Origin of the sequence: Arthrobacter sp. 'calajunan' (genome assembly GCF_046940185.1) — a bacterium.
Lineage (GTDB): Bacteria > Actinomycetota > Actinomycetes > Actinomycetales > Micrococcaceae > Glutamicibacter > Glutamicibacter soli.
In genome coordinates, this window is the sequence record NZ_JBKZDY010000006.1 from 44368 (window position 1) to 62140 (window position 17773).

General features: G+C 65.4%; 18 protein-coding genes. 12 read left to right on the plus strand and 6 right to left on the minus strand.

Translation table 11 applies throughout. The features are described 5' to 3' along the window. Positions 1-2 precede the first annotated feature (2 nt). From RF641_RS10925 to RF641_RS10940, 4 genes are all read left to right on the plus strand, one after another. On the plus strand, positions 3-848 hold the full coding sequence (locus RF641_RS10925) for a CoA transferase subunit A (protein WP_424573168.1): 846 nt from the start codon (positions 3-5) through the stop codon (positions 846-848). Next, positions 841-1608, plus strand: a complete 768-nt coding sequence (locus RF641_RS10930) for a CoA-transferase subunit beta (RefSeq protein WP_053799076.1) — start codon at positions 841-843, stop codon at positions 1606-1608. The genes RF641_RS10925 and RF641_RS10930 overlap by 8 nt, the downstream gene beginning before the upstream one ends. Beyond that, complete coding sequence (locus RF641_RS10935; protein WP_113607373.1) at positions 1605-2696, plus strand: NAD(P)H-dependent flavin oxidoreductase; 1092 nt, start codon at positions 1605-1607, stop codon at positions 2694-2696. Before RF641_RS10930 ends, RF641_RS10935 begins: the two co-directional genes overlap by 4 nt. A 567-nt stretch (positions 2697-3263) precedes the next feature. Further along, positions 3264-3680 (plus strand): hypothetical protein, encoded by a 417-nt coding sequence (locus RF641_RS10940; RefSeq protein WP_146956025.1) that lies wholly within the window; start codon positions 3264-3266, stop codon positions 3678-3680. 8 nt (positions 3681-3688) lie between these two features. On the opposite strand, the gene RF641_RS10945 is transcribed toward RF641_RS10940, so the two are convergent. Both RF641_RS10945 and RF641_RS10950 read right to left on the minus strand, forming a co-directional pair. After that, the gene (locus RF641_RS10945; RefSeq protein WP_146956024.1) at positions 3689-3967 is read right to left on the minus strand and encodes a hypothetical protein; all 279 of its coding nucleotides are present in this window, start codon (positions 3965-3967) and stop codon (positions 3689-3691) included. 159 nt (positions 3968-4126) lie between these two features. After that, positions 4127-4576 carry a MarR family winged helix-turn-helix transcriptional regulator gene (locus RF641_RS10950; protein WP_231735873.1) on the minus strand — a complete coding sequence of 150 codons (450 nt, stop codon included), beginning with the start codon at positions 4574-4576 and terminating at the stop codon, positions 4127-4129. Positions 4577-4658: 82 nt separating this feature from the next. Between RF641_RS10950 and RF641_RS10955 the strand changes: the two genes are divergently transcribed. Then, the gene (locus RF641_RS10955) at positions 4659-6107 is read left to right on the plus strand and encodes an MFS transporter (RefSeq protein WP_424573169.1); all 1449 of its coding nucleotides are present in this window, start codon (positions 4659-4661) and stop codon (positions 6105-6107) included. Between the two features lie 153 nt (positions 6108-6260). On the opposite strand, the gene RF641_RS10960 is transcribed toward RF641_RS10955, so the two are convergent. From RF641_RS10960 to RF641_RS10970, 3 genes are read right to left on the minus strand one after another with little or no spacing between them, the layout of a single operon-like run. Beyond that, positions 6261-7412, minus strand: a complete 1152-nt coding sequence (locus RF641_RS10960) for an acetyl-CoA C-acetyltransferase (RefSeq protein WP_113607372.1) — start codon at positions 7410-7412, stop codon at positions 6261-6263. Positions 7413-7424: 12 nt separating this feature from the next. Continuing rightward, positions 7425-8228 carry an SDR family oxidoreductase gene (locus RF641_RS10965; protein WP_047120433.1) on the minus strand — a complete coding sequence of 268 codons (804 nt, stop codon included), beginning with the start codon at positions 8226-8228 and terminating at the stop codon, positions 7425-7427. Beyond that, complete coding sequence (locus RF641_RS10970; protein WP_082124024.1) at positions 8225-9394, minus strand: acyl-CoA dehydrogenase family protein; 1170 nt, start codon at positions 9392-9394, stop codon at positions 8225-8227. Before RF641_RS10970 ends, RF641_RS10965 begins: the two co-directional genes overlap by 4 nt. A 151-nt stretch (positions 9395-9545) precedes the next feature. Here RF641_RS10970 and RF641_RS10975 point away from each other — a divergent pair, with 151 nt between their 5' ends. The 5 genes from RF641_RS10975 to RF641_RS10995 all read left to right on the plus strand — a co-directional run bounded on the left by RF641_RS10975 (position 9546) and on the right by RF641_RS10995 (position 14339). Beyond that, positions 9546-10397, plus strand: a complete 852-nt coding sequence (locus RF641_RS10975; RefSeq protein ID WP_047120435.1) for an enoyl-CoA hydratase — start codon at positions 9546-9548, stop codon at positions 10395-10397. Beyond that, positions 10398-11576 (plus strand): acyl-CoA dehydrogenase family protein, encoded by a 1179-nt coding sequence (locus tag RF641_RS10980; protein WP_047120436.1) that lies wholly within the window; start codon positions 10398-10400, stop codon positions 11574-11576. Then, the gene (locus RF641_RS10985) at positions 11573-12559 is read left to right on the plus strand and encodes an acyl-CoA dehydrogenase family protein (RefSeq protein ID WP_047120437.1); all 987 of its coding nucleotides are present in this window, start codon (positions 11573-11575) and stop codon (positions 12557-12559) included. The genes RF641_RS10980 and RF641_RS10985 overlap by 4 nt, the downstream gene beginning before the upstream one ends. Positions 12560-12567: 8 nt before the next feature. Then, a complete protein-coding gene (locus RF641_RS10990; protein ID WP_424573170.1) occupies positions 12568-13683 on the plus strand; it encodes an acyl-CoA dehydrogenase family protein in 1116 nt (371 codons plus the stop codon). A gap of 194 nt (positions 13684-13877) precedes the next feature. Continuing rightward, on the plus strand, positions 13878-14339 hold the full coding sequence (locus tag RF641_RS10995) for a DUF3817 domain-containing protein (protein WP_047120439.1): 462 nt from the start codon (positions 13878-13880) through the stop codon (positions 14337-14339). Positions 14340-14597: 258 nt separating this feature from the next. Here the strand turns inward: RF641_RS10995 and RF641_RS11000 are convergent, their stop codons facing one another. Further along, on the minus strand, positions 14598-15329 hold the full coding sequence (locus RF641_RS11000; protein ID WP_146956022.1) for a hypothetical protein: 732 nt from the start codon (positions 15327-15329) through the stop codon (positions 14598-14600). 615 nt (positions 15330-15944) lie between these two features. Here RF641_RS11000 and RF641_RS11005 point away from each other — a divergent pair. Both RF641_RS11005 and RF641_RS11010 read left to right on the plus strand, forming a co-directional pair. After that, positions 15945-16817, plus strand: a complete 873-nt coding sequence (locus tag RF641_RS11005; protein WP_047120441.1) for a CoA transferase subunit A — start codon at positions 15945-15947, stop codon at positions 16815-16817. Continuing rightward, positions 16810-17577: a CoA-transferase subunit beta gene (locus RF641_RS11010; RefSeq protein ID WP_113607368.1), complete on the plus strand. Its 768-nt coding sequence runs from the start codon at positions 16810-16812 to the stop codon at positions 17575-17577. The genes RF641_RS11005 and RF641_RS11010 overlap by 8 nt, the downstream gene beginning before the upstream one ends. The last annotated feature ends 196 nt before the right edge of the window (positions 17578-17773 follow it).

Consider the following 17773-nt stretch of genomic DNA (forward strand, 5'->3'; position numbering starts at 1 on the left):
GCATGACCGGCAAGGTCATCGAGGCGCAGTCGCTGCAGGGCTTGTTCCAGGACGGGATGACCATCGGCATCGGCGGCTGGGGGTCCCGGCGCAAGCCCATGGCCCTGGTCGCCGCGCTGGTGCGCTCCGGAGCCAAGGACCTGCGCATCGTCAGCTTCGGCGGCCCGGACGTCGGCACGCTGTGCGCCACCGGGCAGGTGCGCGAGGTCGTCCACGGGTTCGTCACCCTGGATTCCATCGCGGTTGACCCGCACTTCGCGGCCGCCCGCCAATCCGGGGCCATCGCCACCACGGAACTTGACGAATCGATGCTGGTCTCCGGGCTGCGCGCGGCCGGCCGGCGCCTGCCCTTCGAGGTCACCCGCACCGGACTGGGCTCGGACGTGCTGACAGTCAACCCGCAGATCCGCACCATCACCTCACCCTACGAGGACGGCGAAACGCTGGTGGCGATGCCGGCGGTGCCGCTGGATCTGGCGCTGATCCACCTGAACCGCGCCGACGCGCTGGGCAACGGGCAGTGCCTGGGCCCCGACCCCTACGTGGACGACCTGTTCGCCCGGGCCGCCGCGCGCACCGTCCTCAGCGCCGAATCGGTGGTTAGCACCCGGGAACTGACCGAGGGCGCGCACCCTTCCACGCTGCTGCTGAACCGCACCATGGTGGACCACGTCTACGAGGCCCCCGGCGGCGCCCACTTCACCACCTGCCTGCCGGCGTACCCGCGCAACGAGGAGCTGCAGCGCGAGTACGCCCGCGCGGCGTCCGATCCCGCACTGTGGGAGCGCTACCGCGCCGGGTATCTGGAAAATGAGACCATCTGGCGGAAGGAGGCCGTACATGCCTGAGACCCTGAGCACCGCCACCCGCGCGGAGATCGCCGTGGCAGCCTGCAGCGACCTGTTCCGCGGGCAGCACGACATCCTCGCCAGCCCGGCCGGCATCATTCCCACGCTCGGCGCCCGGCTGGCCGCGCTGACCCACGCGCCCTCGCTCATGCTCAGCGACGGCGAGTCCACCATCTACGGGGACGTCCCGGCCCTGGGCGGGGTAAGCGAGTTCAGCGCCGGCTACCTGCCCTACCGCGAGCTCTTCGAGCTGATCGCCGCCGGCAAGCGCCATGTGGTGATGGGCGGAGCGCAGATCGACCGGGAGGGAAACCACAACTTCTCGGCCATCGGGGACCACTTCCAGCCGCACCGCCAGCTGCTCGGCTCCCGGGCCGCGGCCACCAACACCATCAACCACGCCACCAGCTACTGGATCGCCCGGCAGTCCACGCGCAGCTTCGTGCGCGACGTCGACTTCGTGACCGGGGTCGGCGCGAACCGCGCCAAGGCCGCCGGCCCCGGGGCGGCGCGCTTCCACCACGTGCACCGGGTGGTCACCAACCTCGGAGTCTACGACTTCAGCGGGCCGGGCGGCACCATGGCGCTGCTCAGCCTGCACCCCGGGGTTCCCCTGGACGAGGTGCTGGACGCAACCGGCTTCGAGCTGCACGTGCCGGAAACGATCCCTGCCACCCGCCTGCCCGACGAGCAGGAGCTTCGACTGATTCGCGAGGTCCTGGACCCCGCCCACCGCAGAGAACAAGAGGTCAGCCCTTGAGCACCACGAACCGCATCCGCACCTCCCTGACCGAGCTCACCGGAATCCAGCACCCAGTGGTGCAGACCGGCATGGGCTGGGTCGCCGGGCCAAGCCTGGTCACCGCCACCGCCGAGGCCGGCGGCCTGGGCATCCTCGCCTCGGCGACCATGACCTACGACGAGCTTGAAAAGGCCATCGTGGAGACCAAGTCCCGCACCGACAAGCCCTTCGGCGTCAATCTGCGCGCCGATGCGGCCGACGCCATGGACCGGGTGAATCTGCTGATCAAGTACGGCGTGAAGGTGGCCTCCTTCGCACTGGCGCCCAAGCGCGAGCTGATCGACAAGCTCAAGGAAAACGACGCGGTGGTCATCCCCTCGGTCGGCCTGCCGCGCCATGCGGAAAAGGTCGCCTCCTGGGGGGCCGACGCGGTGATGATCCAGGGTGGCGAAGGCGGCGGCCACACCGGCGCCACCCCGACCACCCTGCTGCTGCCCACCGTGCTGGATGCGGTGGACATCCCGGTGATCGCGGCCGGCGGGTTCTTCGACGGGCGCGGCCTGGCCGCCGCGCTGTCCTACGGCGCGGCCGGCATCGGCATGGGCACCCGCTTCCTGCTCACCAGCGACAGCGCCGTGCCCGAGCACATCAAGAAGCGCTACCTCGAATTCGGGCTGGACGGCACCGTGGTGACCACCAAGGCCGACGGCATGCCGCACCGCCTGCTGCGCACCGAGTTCATCGACAGCCTGGAATCCGGCTCGCCGCTGGGCCGAATGCTGGGCACCGCGCGGCGCACCCTGCAGTTCAAGGAACTTTCCGGGCAGACCTGGCTGGGACTGGCCCGCGACGGACTGCGCATGAAGCGCAGCACCGGGCGCAGCTGGGGCCAGATGATGCTCGCCGCCAACACCCCGATGCTGCTCAAGGCAGGTCTGGTCAATGGCGATACGCAGGCCGGCATGCTGGCTTCCGGACAGGTAGTCGGCGTCATCGACGACCTGCCGACCTGCGAGCAGCTCGTGGACCGCATCATCGATGACGCTGTTGAACGCCTCTCGGTGCTTCCGGGCTTCGTGCAGAACAGCAAGGACGCCCTCGCGTAGGACAGTCCCTCAGGCCATGCAGCCCGCCGTGCGGGCAGCGAGTTATCGCTGCCGGCACGGCGGTTTTTGCGTGCCGCCGCGTCCGCGCGGCAGTTCCAGCGACCGGACCGCGGGATGCGCGCTCTGGAATCACTCGAATTCTGGCAGGGCCCGATAGTTCTTGCCAGGCGATTCGACATGTTTGCGCCAGTGCAGCGCACCCTGGATTCGAAAAACAATTACCAGCCCGCTGAGGGAACCAGTCCGACTTTGTCGCGAAGCTCCGGGCGCTTTGCATGGGAAATCCCCGGCGCGAACTTCACCGTCCACCGGAACATTCACGTGGGGCTTCGCGCAAGTTCCTCGAAAAGTGGACTACTTTTTCCCATGGTATTTCTTGGACACTGCGCAGCATCGCGAATCCACGCCGAAACCTGCGTTGGCGAGGTGTGCGCCGTGACTGATGTGACCGCTCGGAAAGATACAAACAAGGTGGAGCCAGTACACATGCCGGTTGCCATGATTGGAGCCAAGGAATCCGTCACCGATGCCATGGGCCTGGTGTGAATGCGCGGGAAAACGGTCCTCGTGGCCATCATCGACCCAGCTTCCGATGAGCTCAAGCTACTGAGTTGCCAGGCCCAATCAGGCATTGAAACCGTTGACGTTGAAGCGGATGCCATGCAGATCGGATCGCTGTTCGCGCGAGCCGAGCTCGAAGTCATGCTCACCTGCCGGGTGAAGTATTGGAAGCACAGCGCAGTCGCGCATCTGGTCCCGAGTTTCCGGGTACGCCGGCACCAGGATGCCGCAATACGTGCGGCGGCTCGCCATCTAGTCCGACACGGCCATTGCGGAGCGTCGGTACGCCGCCCGCGCATGATTGAGGCCGTTCCATCAAGATGGAACGGCCTCAACTCTTGTGCCAAGCAATCCTGCTCCGGAAAGCTCGGACGCCGCGAATACAGCTGGCAACTCGAATCGCCCTTTCGACTATCAATATGAACTGCCCGTCATTTCGGAGGGAAGCGCCTCGACGAATTACCTGAAGCATCATTGACTCCGGAGGAATTTTCGCCTTGCGCAAGCCGGCGCACACAGCTCAAAAGCTCCTGGACTTCCTCGGCCCGCCCATTCCAGTATCCGGAACCCAGACCGAAGCCGTTGGCGGCTTGGCCGGCGATGCGGCGCAAGCCGTCACGATGCGCTTCCAGCGCGGTTGTCAGGTCGTCATATTGATCCGTTGTCAGGGACAGTGACAAGTTGTAGTTTTTGCTTTCGCATCCATCCATTGTTCACTCCTCGCTGGTCCAAACGTTCAACGGTCGTCCCGAGACTACGCTTCAATACACCGATCTTCGATGCATCCAAGGTTTCATTCAGACTTCGTGCCCGTCTGGCCATGGTCGAGATGGCAGCTGGAAAAGCCCCGCACGCGGCTACCGCGGGGGTCAACGTGAATTCTTGACGTCCCGGAACTCCTCGATGGCCCCGTTGTAGCGCCGCAGCAGTTCGGCAAAAGTGTTGACGTCCTCCGCCGACCAGTCTGCAGTGATGGCGTCGAGGTCCTGGATATATCCGTCACGATCGGTTTCCAGCATGTCGCGGCCATGCGAGGTCATCGTCAGCTTTCGGGCGGCGCTTCCGTTCGGGTCCAAGCCCCGCTCCAGCAACCCGTCGCGCACAATCGCGGCCACTTGCCGCTGCAAGGTCGAGGCGTCCAGACGCAGCGCGGAGCTCAGCTCGCCGATCGTCATCGGCCCGCGCGCATCGATGTGGCTCAGGATCAGGTACGCGCTGCGGTCCAATCCGTTTCCCCGCCGATGCTGCGCCACGAAATAGCGGCTGAGAAGCATCTGCTCGTACTCGATATCTGCAGTGTGTCGCTTGATGGTATTCACGCCCTTTCAGGCCTTCCATCGTACCCCGGAATGTGTATTATGAATACTGTATGTATCTTACACATCACCCTGAAAGGACCCCTTGACGCATCGCGCCAAAAAATCCGCCACTCCTCCGGGAACCGCCGTCGGCATCCTGGCAACTGCCGGCATCGCTTCTGCACTGACGCAGACGATGGTTGCGCCCCTGATCCCGCAACTGCCCGAGATCTTCAATACCTCCGCCGACAACACCGCCTGGATCGTGACGGCCACGCTGCTCGCCGGAGCGGTGGCCGTCCCGATTTCCGGACGCCTGGGTGACCTCTTCGGCAAGCGCCGGATGATCCTGATCCTCGCTCTGCCTTTGATTCTCGGCGGATTGGTCTGCGCCTTCGCCCCCAACGTCACGATCATGATCATCGGCCGCGCCCTGCAGGGCTTCGGTTCGGGCATGATCCCGCTGGGCATCGCCATGCTGCGCGACCTCGTGCCCAAGGAACAGCTCTCCTCCGCCATCGCCACAGTCAGCGCCACCCTGGGAGCTGGCGGCGCCATCGGGCTGCCGATTTCCGCCGCGGTCATCGAATTCTCCGATTGGCGCGCATTGTTCGTCGGCGGCTCCGTGGTCACCTTGATCGTCGCATTGCTGATCTGGAAGTTCATCCCGGGCATGAAGGCCGGAGCCGCCGGCCAGCGCTTCGACTGGCTCGGCGCCATCGGCCTGTCCACGGGCATCCTGGCGCTGATGCTGGCCATCTCCAAGGGCTCTTTCTGGGGCTGGGCCTCGCCGCTGACCCTGTGCCTCTTCGGCCTGTCGCTGCTGGCGCTGGTCTTCTGGGGCTTCTGGGAGCTGCGGACCACCGACCCCCTGGTTGACCTGCGCACCGCGGTCATCCCCCGCGTATTGCTGACCAACATCGCCTCGATCTTCGTCGGCTTCGGCATGTACGTCAGCATGCTGCTCATGCCGCAGATCCTGCAGCTGCCATCCAGCACCGGATACGGCTTGGGCCAGTCCGTCCTGGCCGCCGGTCTGTGGGTCGCCCCAGCCGGCTTCATGATGCTGATCCTCTCCCCGGTGGGCGGCAAGCTCTCCGACAAGCTGGGCGCCAAGTTCACGCTGATGCTGGGCATCTCCATCCTGGCCGTCGGCTACGTGGTGGGCCTGTGGGGCATGGGAAGCACCTGGGGCCTGCTGCTCACCGCGACCCTGGTCAACAGCGGCGTGGCCTTCGCCTACGGAGCCATGCCGTCGATCATCATGAGCTCGGTGCCGCGCAGCGAAACCGCCGCGGCCAACGGCTTCAACACGCTGATGCGTTCGCTGGGCACCACCGCCAGCGCCGCGGTCATCGGCCTGGTGCTGGCCCAGATGTCCACCGACTTCCATGGCGCCATGATCCCGACCGAGCAGGGTTTCCGCGCGGCACTGCTGCTCGGCGCCGGGTTCTCCGTGGCCGCCGTGATCCTGGCCGGCTTCATTCCGAAGAACCCGCCGCATGGCGAGCTGGAACCTGTCGACGTTCCGTTGTCGGTCAACGCCAAGTAGTTCCCCGGGCAGTGCCGATGCCCTGCATAGGGCAGGCACAGTTTCGGGTCCTACAGTTATAAGTACCTCATAAAGGTGCGAGTGATGATCGAAAAGATCCCCGCCGGGTCTACCCGGCGGGGATCTTTGGTTAATGGGCTTGCGGGCCGAAGGCTAGAGCCGCTCGATGATCGTGACGTTAGCCTGGCCGCCGCCCTCGCACATCGTCTGCAGGCCGTAGCGGCCGCCGGTGCGTTCCAGCTCGTTGAGCAGCGTGGTCATCAGCCGGGTGCCGGTGGCGCCGATCGGGTGGCCCAGGGCGATGCCGCCGCCGTTGACGTTGACCTTCTCGCGGTCGATACCCAGCTCGTCCATCCAGGCCAGCACGACCGGGGCGAAGGCCTCGTTGCATTCGAACAGGTCGATCTCGTCCACGCCCATGCCTGCGCGCTCCAGCGCATACTTCGTTGCGCGGATCGGGCCGGTGAGCATCCACACCGGGTCGTCGGCGCGCACCGACATGTGGTGGATGCGGGCACGCGGGGTCAGCCCGTGCTCTTCCACCGCCTTCTTGGAGGCGATCAGCACGGCGCTGGCGCCGTCGCAGATCTGCGAGGCCACCGCGGCGGTCAGCCGGCCGTCCTCGGTGAGCGTGTTCAGCGTCGCCATCTTTTCCAGCGTGGTGCCGCGGCGGATGGTCTCGTCCTGCTCCAGGCCGTTCAGCGGAACAACCTGCGAGTCGAAGCGGCCCTCGTCCACGGCGGCGGCTGCGCGCTCATGGCTTTCCAGCGCGAACTGCTCCATGCGCTCGCGGGTGATGTCCCACTTCTCGGCGATCATCTCCGCCCCGCGGAACTGCGAGACCTCCTGGTCGCCGTAGCGGGCGACCCAGCCAGGGGACTCGGCGAAGGGCGTGGTGAATCCGAACTCAGCGCCGGCGATCATGGCCGCAGAGATCGGGATCTTGGACATGTTCTGCACACCGCCGGCGATGATCAAATCTGCGGTGCCGGACATGACGCCCTGCGCCGCGAAGTGCACCGCCTGCTGGCTGGAACCGCACTGGCGGTCGATGGTCACGCCCGGCACATGGTCCGGCAGCCCGGCCACCAGCCATGCGGTGCGGGCGATGTCGCCGGCCTGGGAGCCCAGGGTGTCGGTGCATCCGAAGATCACGTCGTCCACCGCGCCGGGGTCGATGCCGGTGCGCTCGACCAGCGCCGAGATCACGTGGGCGCCCAGGTCGGCCGAGTGGATTTCGGCCAGCGAACCGCCGCGGCGGCCCACCGGGGTGCGCACGGCGTCAATAATGTAAGCCTCAGTCATCTGTTCTCTCCTTTAGGCCTGCTGGCTGCTGACGGGGACCACTTCACCGGTCATGTACGAGGAATAGTCGCTGGCCAGGAAGACCATGACGTTGGCGATTTCCCAGGGCTCGGCGGCGCGGCCGAAGGCCTCGCGGGAGGTCAGCTCCTCCAGCAGCTCGTCCGAGGTGACCTTGGCCAGGAACGGGTGCATGGCCAGCGACGGGGCGACCGCGTTGATGCGGATGCCGTGCGGGGCCACGTCCATGGCTGCCGAGCGAGTCAGTGCCATGACGCCTGCCTTCGCGGCGGCGTAGTGGGCCTGCCCTTCCTGGGCGCGCCAGCCGATCACCGAAGCGTTGTTGATGATGACGCCCTTGGTGCCGTTCTTCACCATGCGCTGGCTGGCGGCGCGCACGGAGCGGAAGGTGCCGGTGAGGGTCACGTTCACGACCTTCTCCCACTGCTCGTCTTCCATGTCCAGGATGGAGGCGGTGCCGCCCAGCCCGGCGTTGTTGATCATGACGTCCACGCCGCCGGCTTCCTCGGCGACGTCCAGCAGCGCCTGGACCTGCTCCTCGTTGGTCACGTCGCAGACGGCGAAGCGCACACGCTCGGCGCCGAACTCAGCGCCGAGTTCATTGGCGGAGGCCTCGAGCCGGCCGGCGTGGGTATCGCCCAGCACCACCAGGTCCGCACCTTCCTCCAGGCAGCGGCGTGCCGCCGCGGCCCCAATGCCGGCTCCGGCTGCAGCGGTCACGACAACGCGTCGTCCGGCGAGCAGACCATGGGCGGGAACGTATTCTGGCGCCGGCTGTGCGATGCGCTGGATGGTCATACTCGTGCCTCCTTGGGCAGGCCGAGCACGCGCTCGGCGATTACGTTGCGTTGGATTTCGTCCGATCCCCCGTAGAGGGTATCGGCGCGGCTGAAGAGATACAGGGCCTGCAGCTCGTCGAGCTCATACGGCGCCTGCGCGACGGTCAGCCCGCCAGCGCCGGCTACGGCCATGGCCAGCTCGCCCAGCGAGCGGTGCCATGGAGCCCACAGCAGCTTGGTGATCGAGGCCTCGATACCCTGCTCGCCGCTGAGCGTGCGCAGCCCGTGCATGCGAAGCATATCCAGCCCCATCTGGGACTTGACGATCTGGTCTTGGATAATGGGATCCTCGATCGCTCCGTTGGTGCGCGCCAGGTCGATGATCAGCTGCAGCTCGCGCTGGAAGGCGATCTGCTGGGCGAGCGTGGAGACGCCGCGTTCGAAGCCCAGGGTGCCCATGGCCACCGACCAGCCCGCGCCGGGCTCGCCCACCACCAGGTCCTCATCAGTGGTGGCGCCGTCGAAGAAGACCTCGTTGAACTCCGAGGTTCCGGTCAGCTGCAGGATCGGGCGGATCTCCACGCCGGGCTGGTCCATCGGAACCAGCAGGTAGGACAGGCCGCGATGCTTCACGGATCCCGGCTCGGTGCGGGCGATGACGAAGCACCAGTCAGCGGTGTGCGCCAGCGAGGTCCACACCTTCTGGCCGTCGACAACCCACTTTCCGTCTTCCAGCCGGGCCTTGGTCTTCACCCCGGCCAGGTCGGAGCCTGCTCCCGGCTCCGAGTAGCCTTGGCACCATAGTTCCTCGACCGCGATGATCTTGGGCAGGAACCGGGCCTGCTGCTCGGGAGTGCCGAAGGCGATCAGGGTCGGGCCCAGCAGTTCCTCGCCCAGGTGGTTCACGCGAGCCGGTGCATTGGCCCGGGCGTACTCCTCGTGGAAGATGACCTGCTGCTGCAGGCTCAGCCCGCGGCCGCCGTGCTCCTTGGGCCAGCTGACGCAGCTCCAGCCGTGGGCGGCCATGTGCTGGTTCCACTCCAGGCGTTCCTCGAAGGCTTCGTGCTCGCGCCCCGAGCCGCCCAGTCCGCGCAGTGCGGCGAACTTGCCGACGAGGTTTGCTTCAAGCCAAGCCCGGAATTCCTGACGAAACGCGTCATCTTCCGCCGAATAATTCAGATCCACGACATCTCCCTCACTCTCGATATCCATTGGTCTCTCGGTTGATCTTCGCTTATGCTAGCAAACCAAGCACTTGTTTGGTTACTGTAGTCCCAAGCAAGTTTTCACGGCTGGGTTCCCAGCCGAAATGCGACACAGGATAAGGAGGCCCGCGATGACTCTGAACGACAGTGACGGCGTCGTAACCTACGAAGTGCGCGGCACCACGGCGATCATTCGACTGAACCGCCCCGAGTACCGCAACGCACAGAACTCGAAAATGACCTATGCCCTGGACGCCGCGTTCACCCGCGCCGTCGAGGACGACGCGGTCAAGGCCATCGTGCTGGCGGGCAACGGCAAGCACTTCAGCGCAGGCCACGACATCGGCACCCCGGAGCGCGACGCCGACCAGAGCTTCGAGCGCAAGGCAGTGGTCTGGTGGGACCACGTCGGCGCCGAGGGCGTCGACTCCCGCTTCGCCCGCGAATCCGAGGTCTACCTGGGCATGTGCCGCCGCTGGCGCGAACTGCCCAAGCCCGTCATCGCCATGGTCCACGGCGCCTGCATCGCTGGCGGCCTGATGCTGGCCTGGTCTTGCGACTTCATCGTGGCCAGCGAAGACGCATTCTTCTCGGACCCGGTGGTCCGCATGGGTATTCCCGGCGTGGAATACTTCGCCCACCCGTGGGTCACCAACCCCCGCGCGGCCAAGGAAATGCTGTTCACCGGCGACCGCTTCACGGCCCGCCGCGCCTACGAGCTGGGCATGGTCAACCACGTCGTTGACCGCGAACTGCTCGAGGAGCACACGCTGAATTTGGCCGAGCGCATCGGCGCCATGCCCCGCCTCGGCCTGGCCCTGGCCAAGAAGGCGGTCAACCAATCCGAGGACCTGCAGGGCCTGCGCGCCGGCATGGACTCGGTCTTCGGGCTGCACCACGCAGCCCACGCACACAACGCAGAGGTCGGCAAGGATTCCCTGGCCGGCATGGGAGCCAAGAACATGGCGGAGGCGGCAAAATAAATGGATCTTGACCTGACAGAAGAGCAGCTCGCGTTCGCTGCCGAAGCACGCGCCTGGCTGGCCGAAAACGTGCCGGCCACCCCGCTGCCCTCCATGGACACCGAGGAGGGCTTCGCCGCCCACCGTCAGTGGGAAGCCAAGCTGGCCGAAGGACGCTGGTCCGTCGTGTCCTGGCCGGAGGAATACGGGGGCCGCGGCGCCGGGCTGATCGAGTGGGTGCTCTTCGAGGAGGAGTACTACCGCGCCGGAGCCCCGACCCGCGTGGCGCAGAACGGCATCTCGCTGCTGGCCCCGATCCTGTTCGGGCACGGCACCGTGGCGCAGCATGAGCGTTTCCTGCGCGACATGACCGACGGCACCCTGATCTGGGCCCAGGCCTGGTCCGAACCGGGCGCCGGCAGCGACCTGGCCTCCATCCGCAGCACCGCCAAGCGCGACGACGAGCGCGGCGGCTGGATCCTGAACGGCCAGAAGACCTGGAGCTCGCGCGCCCCGTGGGCCGACCGCGGCTTCGGCCTGTTCCGCTCGGATCCCGAGGCGCAGCGCCACCGCGGCCTGACCTACTTCCTGTTCCCGCTGGATGCGCCGGGCCTGACGGTCCGCCCGATCACCCAGCTGGATGGCACCACCGGGTTCGCGGAGCTGTTCTTCGACGACGTGTTCGTCGCGGACGAGGATGTGCTCGGCGCCCCGGGCGACGGCTGGCGCGTGGCCATGAGCACCGCCGGCAACGAGCGCGGCCTGTCGCTGCGCTCCCCCGGCCGCTTCTGCGCCGCCACCGACCGCCTGATCGACTTGTGGCAGCGCAACCAGGAGCAGGATCCATTCGCCCAGGACGCGGTGGTGGACGCCTGGATCAAGTCCGAGGCCTACCGCCTGTACACCTGGGGCACCGTCAGCACGCTGCAGGAAGGCGGCGACATCGGCGCCGAGGGCAGCGTGAACAAGGTCTTCTGGTCCGAACTGGACATCGCGATCCACCAGACCGGCCTGGACCTGCTCGGCCCGGCCGCGGAACTGCGCTCCGCCTCCGCGGAGGCCGGCGGACGCTGGGTGGATGACTACATCTTCGCCCTGGGCGGCCCGATCTACGCGGGCACCAACGAAATCCAGCGCAACATCATTGCAGAACGCATACTTGGCCTGCCACGCGGCGGCGACGGACGGAAGGCGTCATGAAATTCGTAATCAGTGAGGAACAGCGGGCGCTGGCCGAGGCCATCGACCAGGTCATCGAATCCGTGGGCGGCACCGCCGTGGCCCGCGCGGCCTCGGAAGGCGATGCGGCTCCGGCCCGCGCACTGTGGGAGCAGCTTGCCGAGCTCGGCCTGCTGGGCCTGTGCATCGACGAGGCCGACGGCGGCATGGGCGGCACCCCGGTGGACCTGATCGTCGCCTTCGAGCGCCTGGGCTACCACGCAGCCCCGGGCCCCTACCTGGAATCCGCGGCATTGCTGCCGGATCTGGTGGACCCAGCCCTGCGCGAATCCCTGGCCGACGGTTCGGTGATCGCCACCGCCGCGATCCCTGGCTTCGTGCCTTACGCGCTGGATGCGCAGCTGTGCTCGCAGCAGTTCATCGTCACCGAGGATTCCATCACCCCTGCCGAGGCAGGGGAAGGCCAGGAGTCCATCGACGCGGCCCGCACCCTGCATGAGCTGGCCCCTGCCGGACCGGCCTCCGCGCTGGATCCGCAGGCCGTGGCGCTGGCCATCGACCGCGCCACTCTGGGCAGCGCCGCCATGCTGCTCGGCGCCGGCGAACGCCTGCTGGAAGAGGCAGTGGCCTACGCCAAGCTGCGCGAGCAGTTCGGCCGCGTCATTGGCGAATACCAGGGGCTGAAGCACCAGCTGGCCAACGTCCGCGTGGCGCTGACCTTCGCCCGCCCGCTGCTCAAGGGCGCGGCCTTGGATCTGGGCACCCCGGCCGGCGAACGCAGCGTGTCCGCCGCCAAGGTGGCCGCCTCGGACGCCGCAATCCTGGCCGCCCGCACCGCACTGCAGGTGCACGGCGCCATCGGCTACACCCAGGAGCACGACCTGAGCCTGTGGCTCACCCGGGTGCACGCGCTGGCTTCGGCCTGGGGCACCGGCCGCTACCACCGTTCACGCATCGCCGCGTCGATCCTGGCTCCCGCCGCGATCCTGTCGCCTGCCAGCTAGAGGACATCATGGACTTCTCATTAACCGACGAACAAAACGAACTGGCCAAGACCCTGCACGCGGTACTGGCCCGCCATGCCGACCCGCTGGCAGTGCGCAGCGCGGCCGAATCCGAGCGCGGCTACGACCCGCAGCTGTGGCAGGTGCTCGCCCAGGAAATCGGCGTCGCCTCCCTGGCGATCCCGGAGGAATTCGGCGGGGCAGGCTGCGGCTGGCTGGAGACCGGACTGGTCCTGGAGACCCTCGGCTACCACCTGGCTCCGTCCCCGCTGCTCTCCTCGGCCGTGCTGGCCACCGCGGCCATCCTCGAATCCGGGAACACCGAGGCCTGCGAGCGACTGCTGCCGGGCATCGCCGAAGGCAAAACCCTGGCCACGCTCGCCTGGGCGGACTCCAAGGGCCGCTGGGATCCCGCATCCAACGACCTTGCCGCCGCCCCGCAGGGCGAGGACTGGGTGCTGAACGGCGAGGCAACCCTGGTGATCGACGGATTGGGCGCCAACCTGGTGCTGGCCGTGGCCCAGACCGAGAACGGACCAGGCATCTTCGAGATCCTGGATCCGGAAGCGATCGGGCGGATCTCCACCCCTGCGGTGGACACCACCCTGCGTTTCGCCACCTACACCCTGGACCAGGTGCCGGCCCGCGCACTGGCCCTGGACGCCGAAGCCGCCCTGGCCAAGGTCCGCGACATCGCCCTGGTGTCGCTGGCCTGCTGGCAGGCGGGCACCGCCCGGCGCGGACTGGACATGACGGTTGAATACTCCAAGCAGCGCGAGCAGTTCGGACGCGCCATCGGATCCTTCCAGGCGCTCAAGCACCGCATGGCCGACATGCTGGTGCAGGTGGAGACCGCGCGCACCGCGGCCTGGGCCGCCGCATGGTCCGCCGGCACCGGAGCCGACGACCTGCCGCAGCGTGCGGCATCCGCCGCGGCCTGGTGCTCGGACGCGCTGGACCACATCGCCGCGGAGTGCGTGCAGCTGCATGGCGGCATCGCCATCACCTGGGAGCACGATGCCCAGCTGGTCTTCAAGCGCGCCCATGCCACCAGCCAGCTCTTCGGGCAAGCCCGGACGCACCGCCAGCGTCTCGGCGAACTGCTGGGCCTGACCGCGGCCTAACCGCATCGGCCTCGCAGCAGCCATCCCGTCCGCCGCAGATTCTCGGCGGACGGGATGGCGTCTTTTTTTGCCTCATGCCGGAGCCATAGCCGGCCCATCGTTCAAATTGTGCACACAGGAGCACCCGTTAGACTTTGGTGGGTTCTAAACGGAGAACCGACTTATTCGCAATCCCGAGGGACAGAAATCAAGTTATGTCACCACGCACCCTATTCCGCATCGTTGCCCGGGCCGAGGCTGTCACCTGGACGCTTCTGATCATCGCCATGCTGTTGAAGTACGTCGTGAAGGTGGGCGACTGGCCGGTTTCCATTGCCGGATTCATGCACGGTTTCGTGTTCCTGTCCTACGTTGCCACCGGCGTGCTCGTCGGCATCAACCAGCGCTGGACCAAGCGCTCCATCGTGCTTGCCGCAGCCACCTCGATCGTCCCTTACCTGACGATTCCCTATGAACGCCGCTTGGAGAAGCAGGGACGCCTGGAAGGCGAATGGCGCACCACCAAGAGCGATCACCCGGACGATGACAAGTGGATTGACACCCTGTTCCGCTGGATGGTCGGCCGCCCAATCCTGACCGCGGTGATCGCAGTCGTGAGCGTCGCACTGATCTTCACCGTCATGCTGATCCTGGGCCCTCCAGGAGGCCGCGCCTAGCCCCGGCTTTCCCCGGCAACAGCGCCTAACTACGACAAAGCCCCGTCATTTGGCGGGGCTTTTCGTTATGCAGTTCTTGGTCCGGGAGGAACGTAATTTGCCAGGGCAATAATCGCGTCGCTTGGCCTCTTACCGTCCAAGGTAGCCAGTTGGTAGGCTGACTTCGCCCCGTCCGTTATGTATCGAAAGCTGTCAGCGGGATACCTTGCAGTCAGTGGCTCATTGTTCTGGCCGAGCACAATGTAATTGTCCCCAAGTTTAACCACGCGAGCCTTGGTCGTCAGCTGAATATCCGTATCCGTCGCCTTCTTTTTTGGGCTCATCTGCTACCTCCTCTCCCATGCTCATTCTACGGCCGGACCCATGATTCGGCTGAGAAGTTTTGTTTTTGGCAGTTGACGTTTCTATCGTCGCATCACTTGGATCGGCGTTCTCCAACTGGGCGGCACACGATCTCTTACCCTCTTTCTCCTTAGCTTCTAATTCTTCGAGCTCCTTGTCGGTCAGGGAGTCCGGGGCGCTCCCTTCCAAAGCTCTTTGAAGAATTCGATTCAGCATCTCTTTCTCATCCTCCGACACCCGCCATCCGTAGGCTCCAGCTCGCTTGCGCGCTTTCCTTGCCTTTTTCACCGGGGCACCGTCCTCGGCGTTTTTGAGCCAAGGACCGAGAAGCGTCTTGATGAGGTCACTCCCCGCAGCCTTCTGCGCGGCAGTCCCGTGAACCAGATCGATTCCGTATTGCGCTCGTTTCCACCACTGATCCGCGTCGTCAACACGGGTCCTGTAGCGAAGTGTTCGATAAGCGAGGAATGATGCCGTGCCTACAGCTACCAAGGTGCCAATGGGTGCGACCGCCGCCAATGCCTGAGCACCGGGGTGCATCCATTGGAACACCCCGTTTACATAGTCGGCAGGCCTCGTAAAAAACCAAAACAGCCCACACACCGTCAGTGTTCCTGCCACCAGCCAAGCAATTTTTCCTCTGCCCATGCGCAAATCGTAGTTTGTTCTCCGTCATGCCGGCAGCACTCTCCACAGGCAAAACACGCAACCGTCGGCCAGATAATTTCGGCAATTGGCCTACTTCTCGTGGTCAGCCACGCAGCGATGCAATCTACGGAGATGAATACAACGGAGCACCCAAGAGAATGAACCGCAGTGCAGGAAATGAACCCACTCTTGGGCAAAAGCGGATTATGTTCGCAATTCCGGATCCGTCCCGCACAGAATGCCCAGCTCGGGCTCGACAGAAATCGTCCGGGACATGCCAATAAGTTTTCACGGGCGATGACGTGCCAAATCCTTCGATCCAGCCGTTCGGCCTGCAGATCGCTTGGCCGACCCAACCAACGTTGGAATGTCTACTCGGGATTCAAGCACCGCTTGGTACCTTGCTAGCGCTTGCCGCAGCTGGCCAAACTGGGGCAACTACGTTGCGACCGCAGGCTTCACACTGATGCGAACCTCATGAACCATGAATCAAGTCAACATGCATCACGGTTGCTGACCGATGGGACTGCCCTGACTAATTCATTTCATTCATGCTAGCCTTACAACCAAGCGAGCGCTAGGTTTATTATTCGGTGAAGAAATGAGGGAAACCCAATGCCTGACAAGCGATTGGAACTCAGTGACGCGGTAGCGTCCATCAAGTCTGGAATGACCATCGGCATCGGCGGCTGGGGCTCGCGGCGCAAGCCCATGGCCTTCGTCCGCGAACTGTTGCGGACCGACGTCAAGGACCTGACCGTGGTCTCCTTGGGCGGCCCGGACGTCGGATTGCTGGTCGCAGCCGGCAAGGTCAAGAAGCTGATCTACGGCTTCGTCACCCTGGACAGCATCCCGCTGGATCCTCTGTTCACGGCAGCCCGTGAACGCGGCGAGCTGGAGCTGCAGGAATACGATGAGGGCATGTTCGTGACCGGCCTGCGCGCCGGCGCCGCACGTCTGTCCTTCCTGCCAACCCTTGCAGGTCTTGGCTCCGATGTCCTGCCAGCCAACAAGCATCTGAAGACGGTCAAGTCTCCGTATTCGGACGACGAGTACGTTGCGGTTCCGGCCATCCGCATGGATGTCGCGCTGATCCACGTCAACCGTGCCGACGCAGCCGGCAACGTCCAGTTCCTGGGCCCGGACCCGTACTTCGACGACCTCTACGCAATGGCCGCCGACCGCACCTTCGTGAGCACCGAGAAAATCGTTCCGACCGAAAATCTGCTCGATGAAGGTTCGTACCACACGTTGATGCTCAGCCGCATGTACGTCACCGGCGTCGTCGAGACCCCGCGCGGTGCGCACTTCACCACCTGCGAGCCCGACTACGGCCGCGACGAAGTCTTCCAGAAGCACTACGCTGCATCCGCCAAGGACCCGGCGGCGTGGGATGCCTTCACCGCAGAATTCCTGGCAGGCGACGAGGCGGCATTCCATGCAGCCGTCGAGCGCTTCCACGCAGAAAAGGAGAAAGCCAATGTCTAACGACGCCACCATTGCCGAGATCTGCGTTGCAGCCTGCTCGGACATCTACCGCGAATCCGGCGAGCTGCTCGCCCATGCGGTGGGCATTGTCCCATCCATTGGCGCACGCCTGGCCAAGCTGACCCATTCGCCGGACATCATCCTCAGCGACGGCGAAGCCTTCATGATGAGCGAAGCCTCCCCACTAGGCAAGCCGGCCTCCGCCGGTGGTGTCATCGAGGGCTGGGCTCCGTTCCGCCGCATCTTCGACATCGTGGCCACCGGCCGCCGCCAGAGCATCATGGGCGCGAGCCAGATCGACCAGTACGGCAACCAGAACATTTCGCTGATCGGCGACTGGGACAAGCCGAAGCGCCAGCTCATCGGCGTGCGCGGGGCGCCTGGCAATACCGCCAACCACCGCGTGGACTACTGGATTGCACGCCACAGCGCACGCTTGTTCGTCCCTTCAGTGGACATGGTCTCCGGCGTGGGCAACGACCGCGCCAAGGCGGCCGGCCTCAAGCATCACCATCTGGGTGTCATCATCACCAACCTCGCCGTGCTCGGCTACGACGAGGACGGCCGCGTGAAGGTGCTCTCGGTGCACCCGGGCGTGGATCCGCAGGAAGTCACCGACAACACCGGATTCCCGCTGGATGCCTCCAACGCGCCGGAAACGCGCCTGCCAACCGACGAGGAGTTGCGCCTGATCCGCGAGGTCATCGACCCGCGCGCGGTACGCAATCGTGAGGTACCGGTACCGCAGCCAGTAGGCTAGTCAATCGAATGATCGAGCCGGGCCGGGGAGCTGTTTCACAGCTTCCCGGCCCGGCTTTTAACGTGTCGGAACTCCGTGGGAACATTCGATAAGTAGACAGTTTCAAGGAGGACAATGGATCCGCAACTCCCCCCTCAGGATTTTGGAAGCAGTCAGGCTGCTTCACCGTCTCGGGTACCGGGGCTTGAGAATCTTG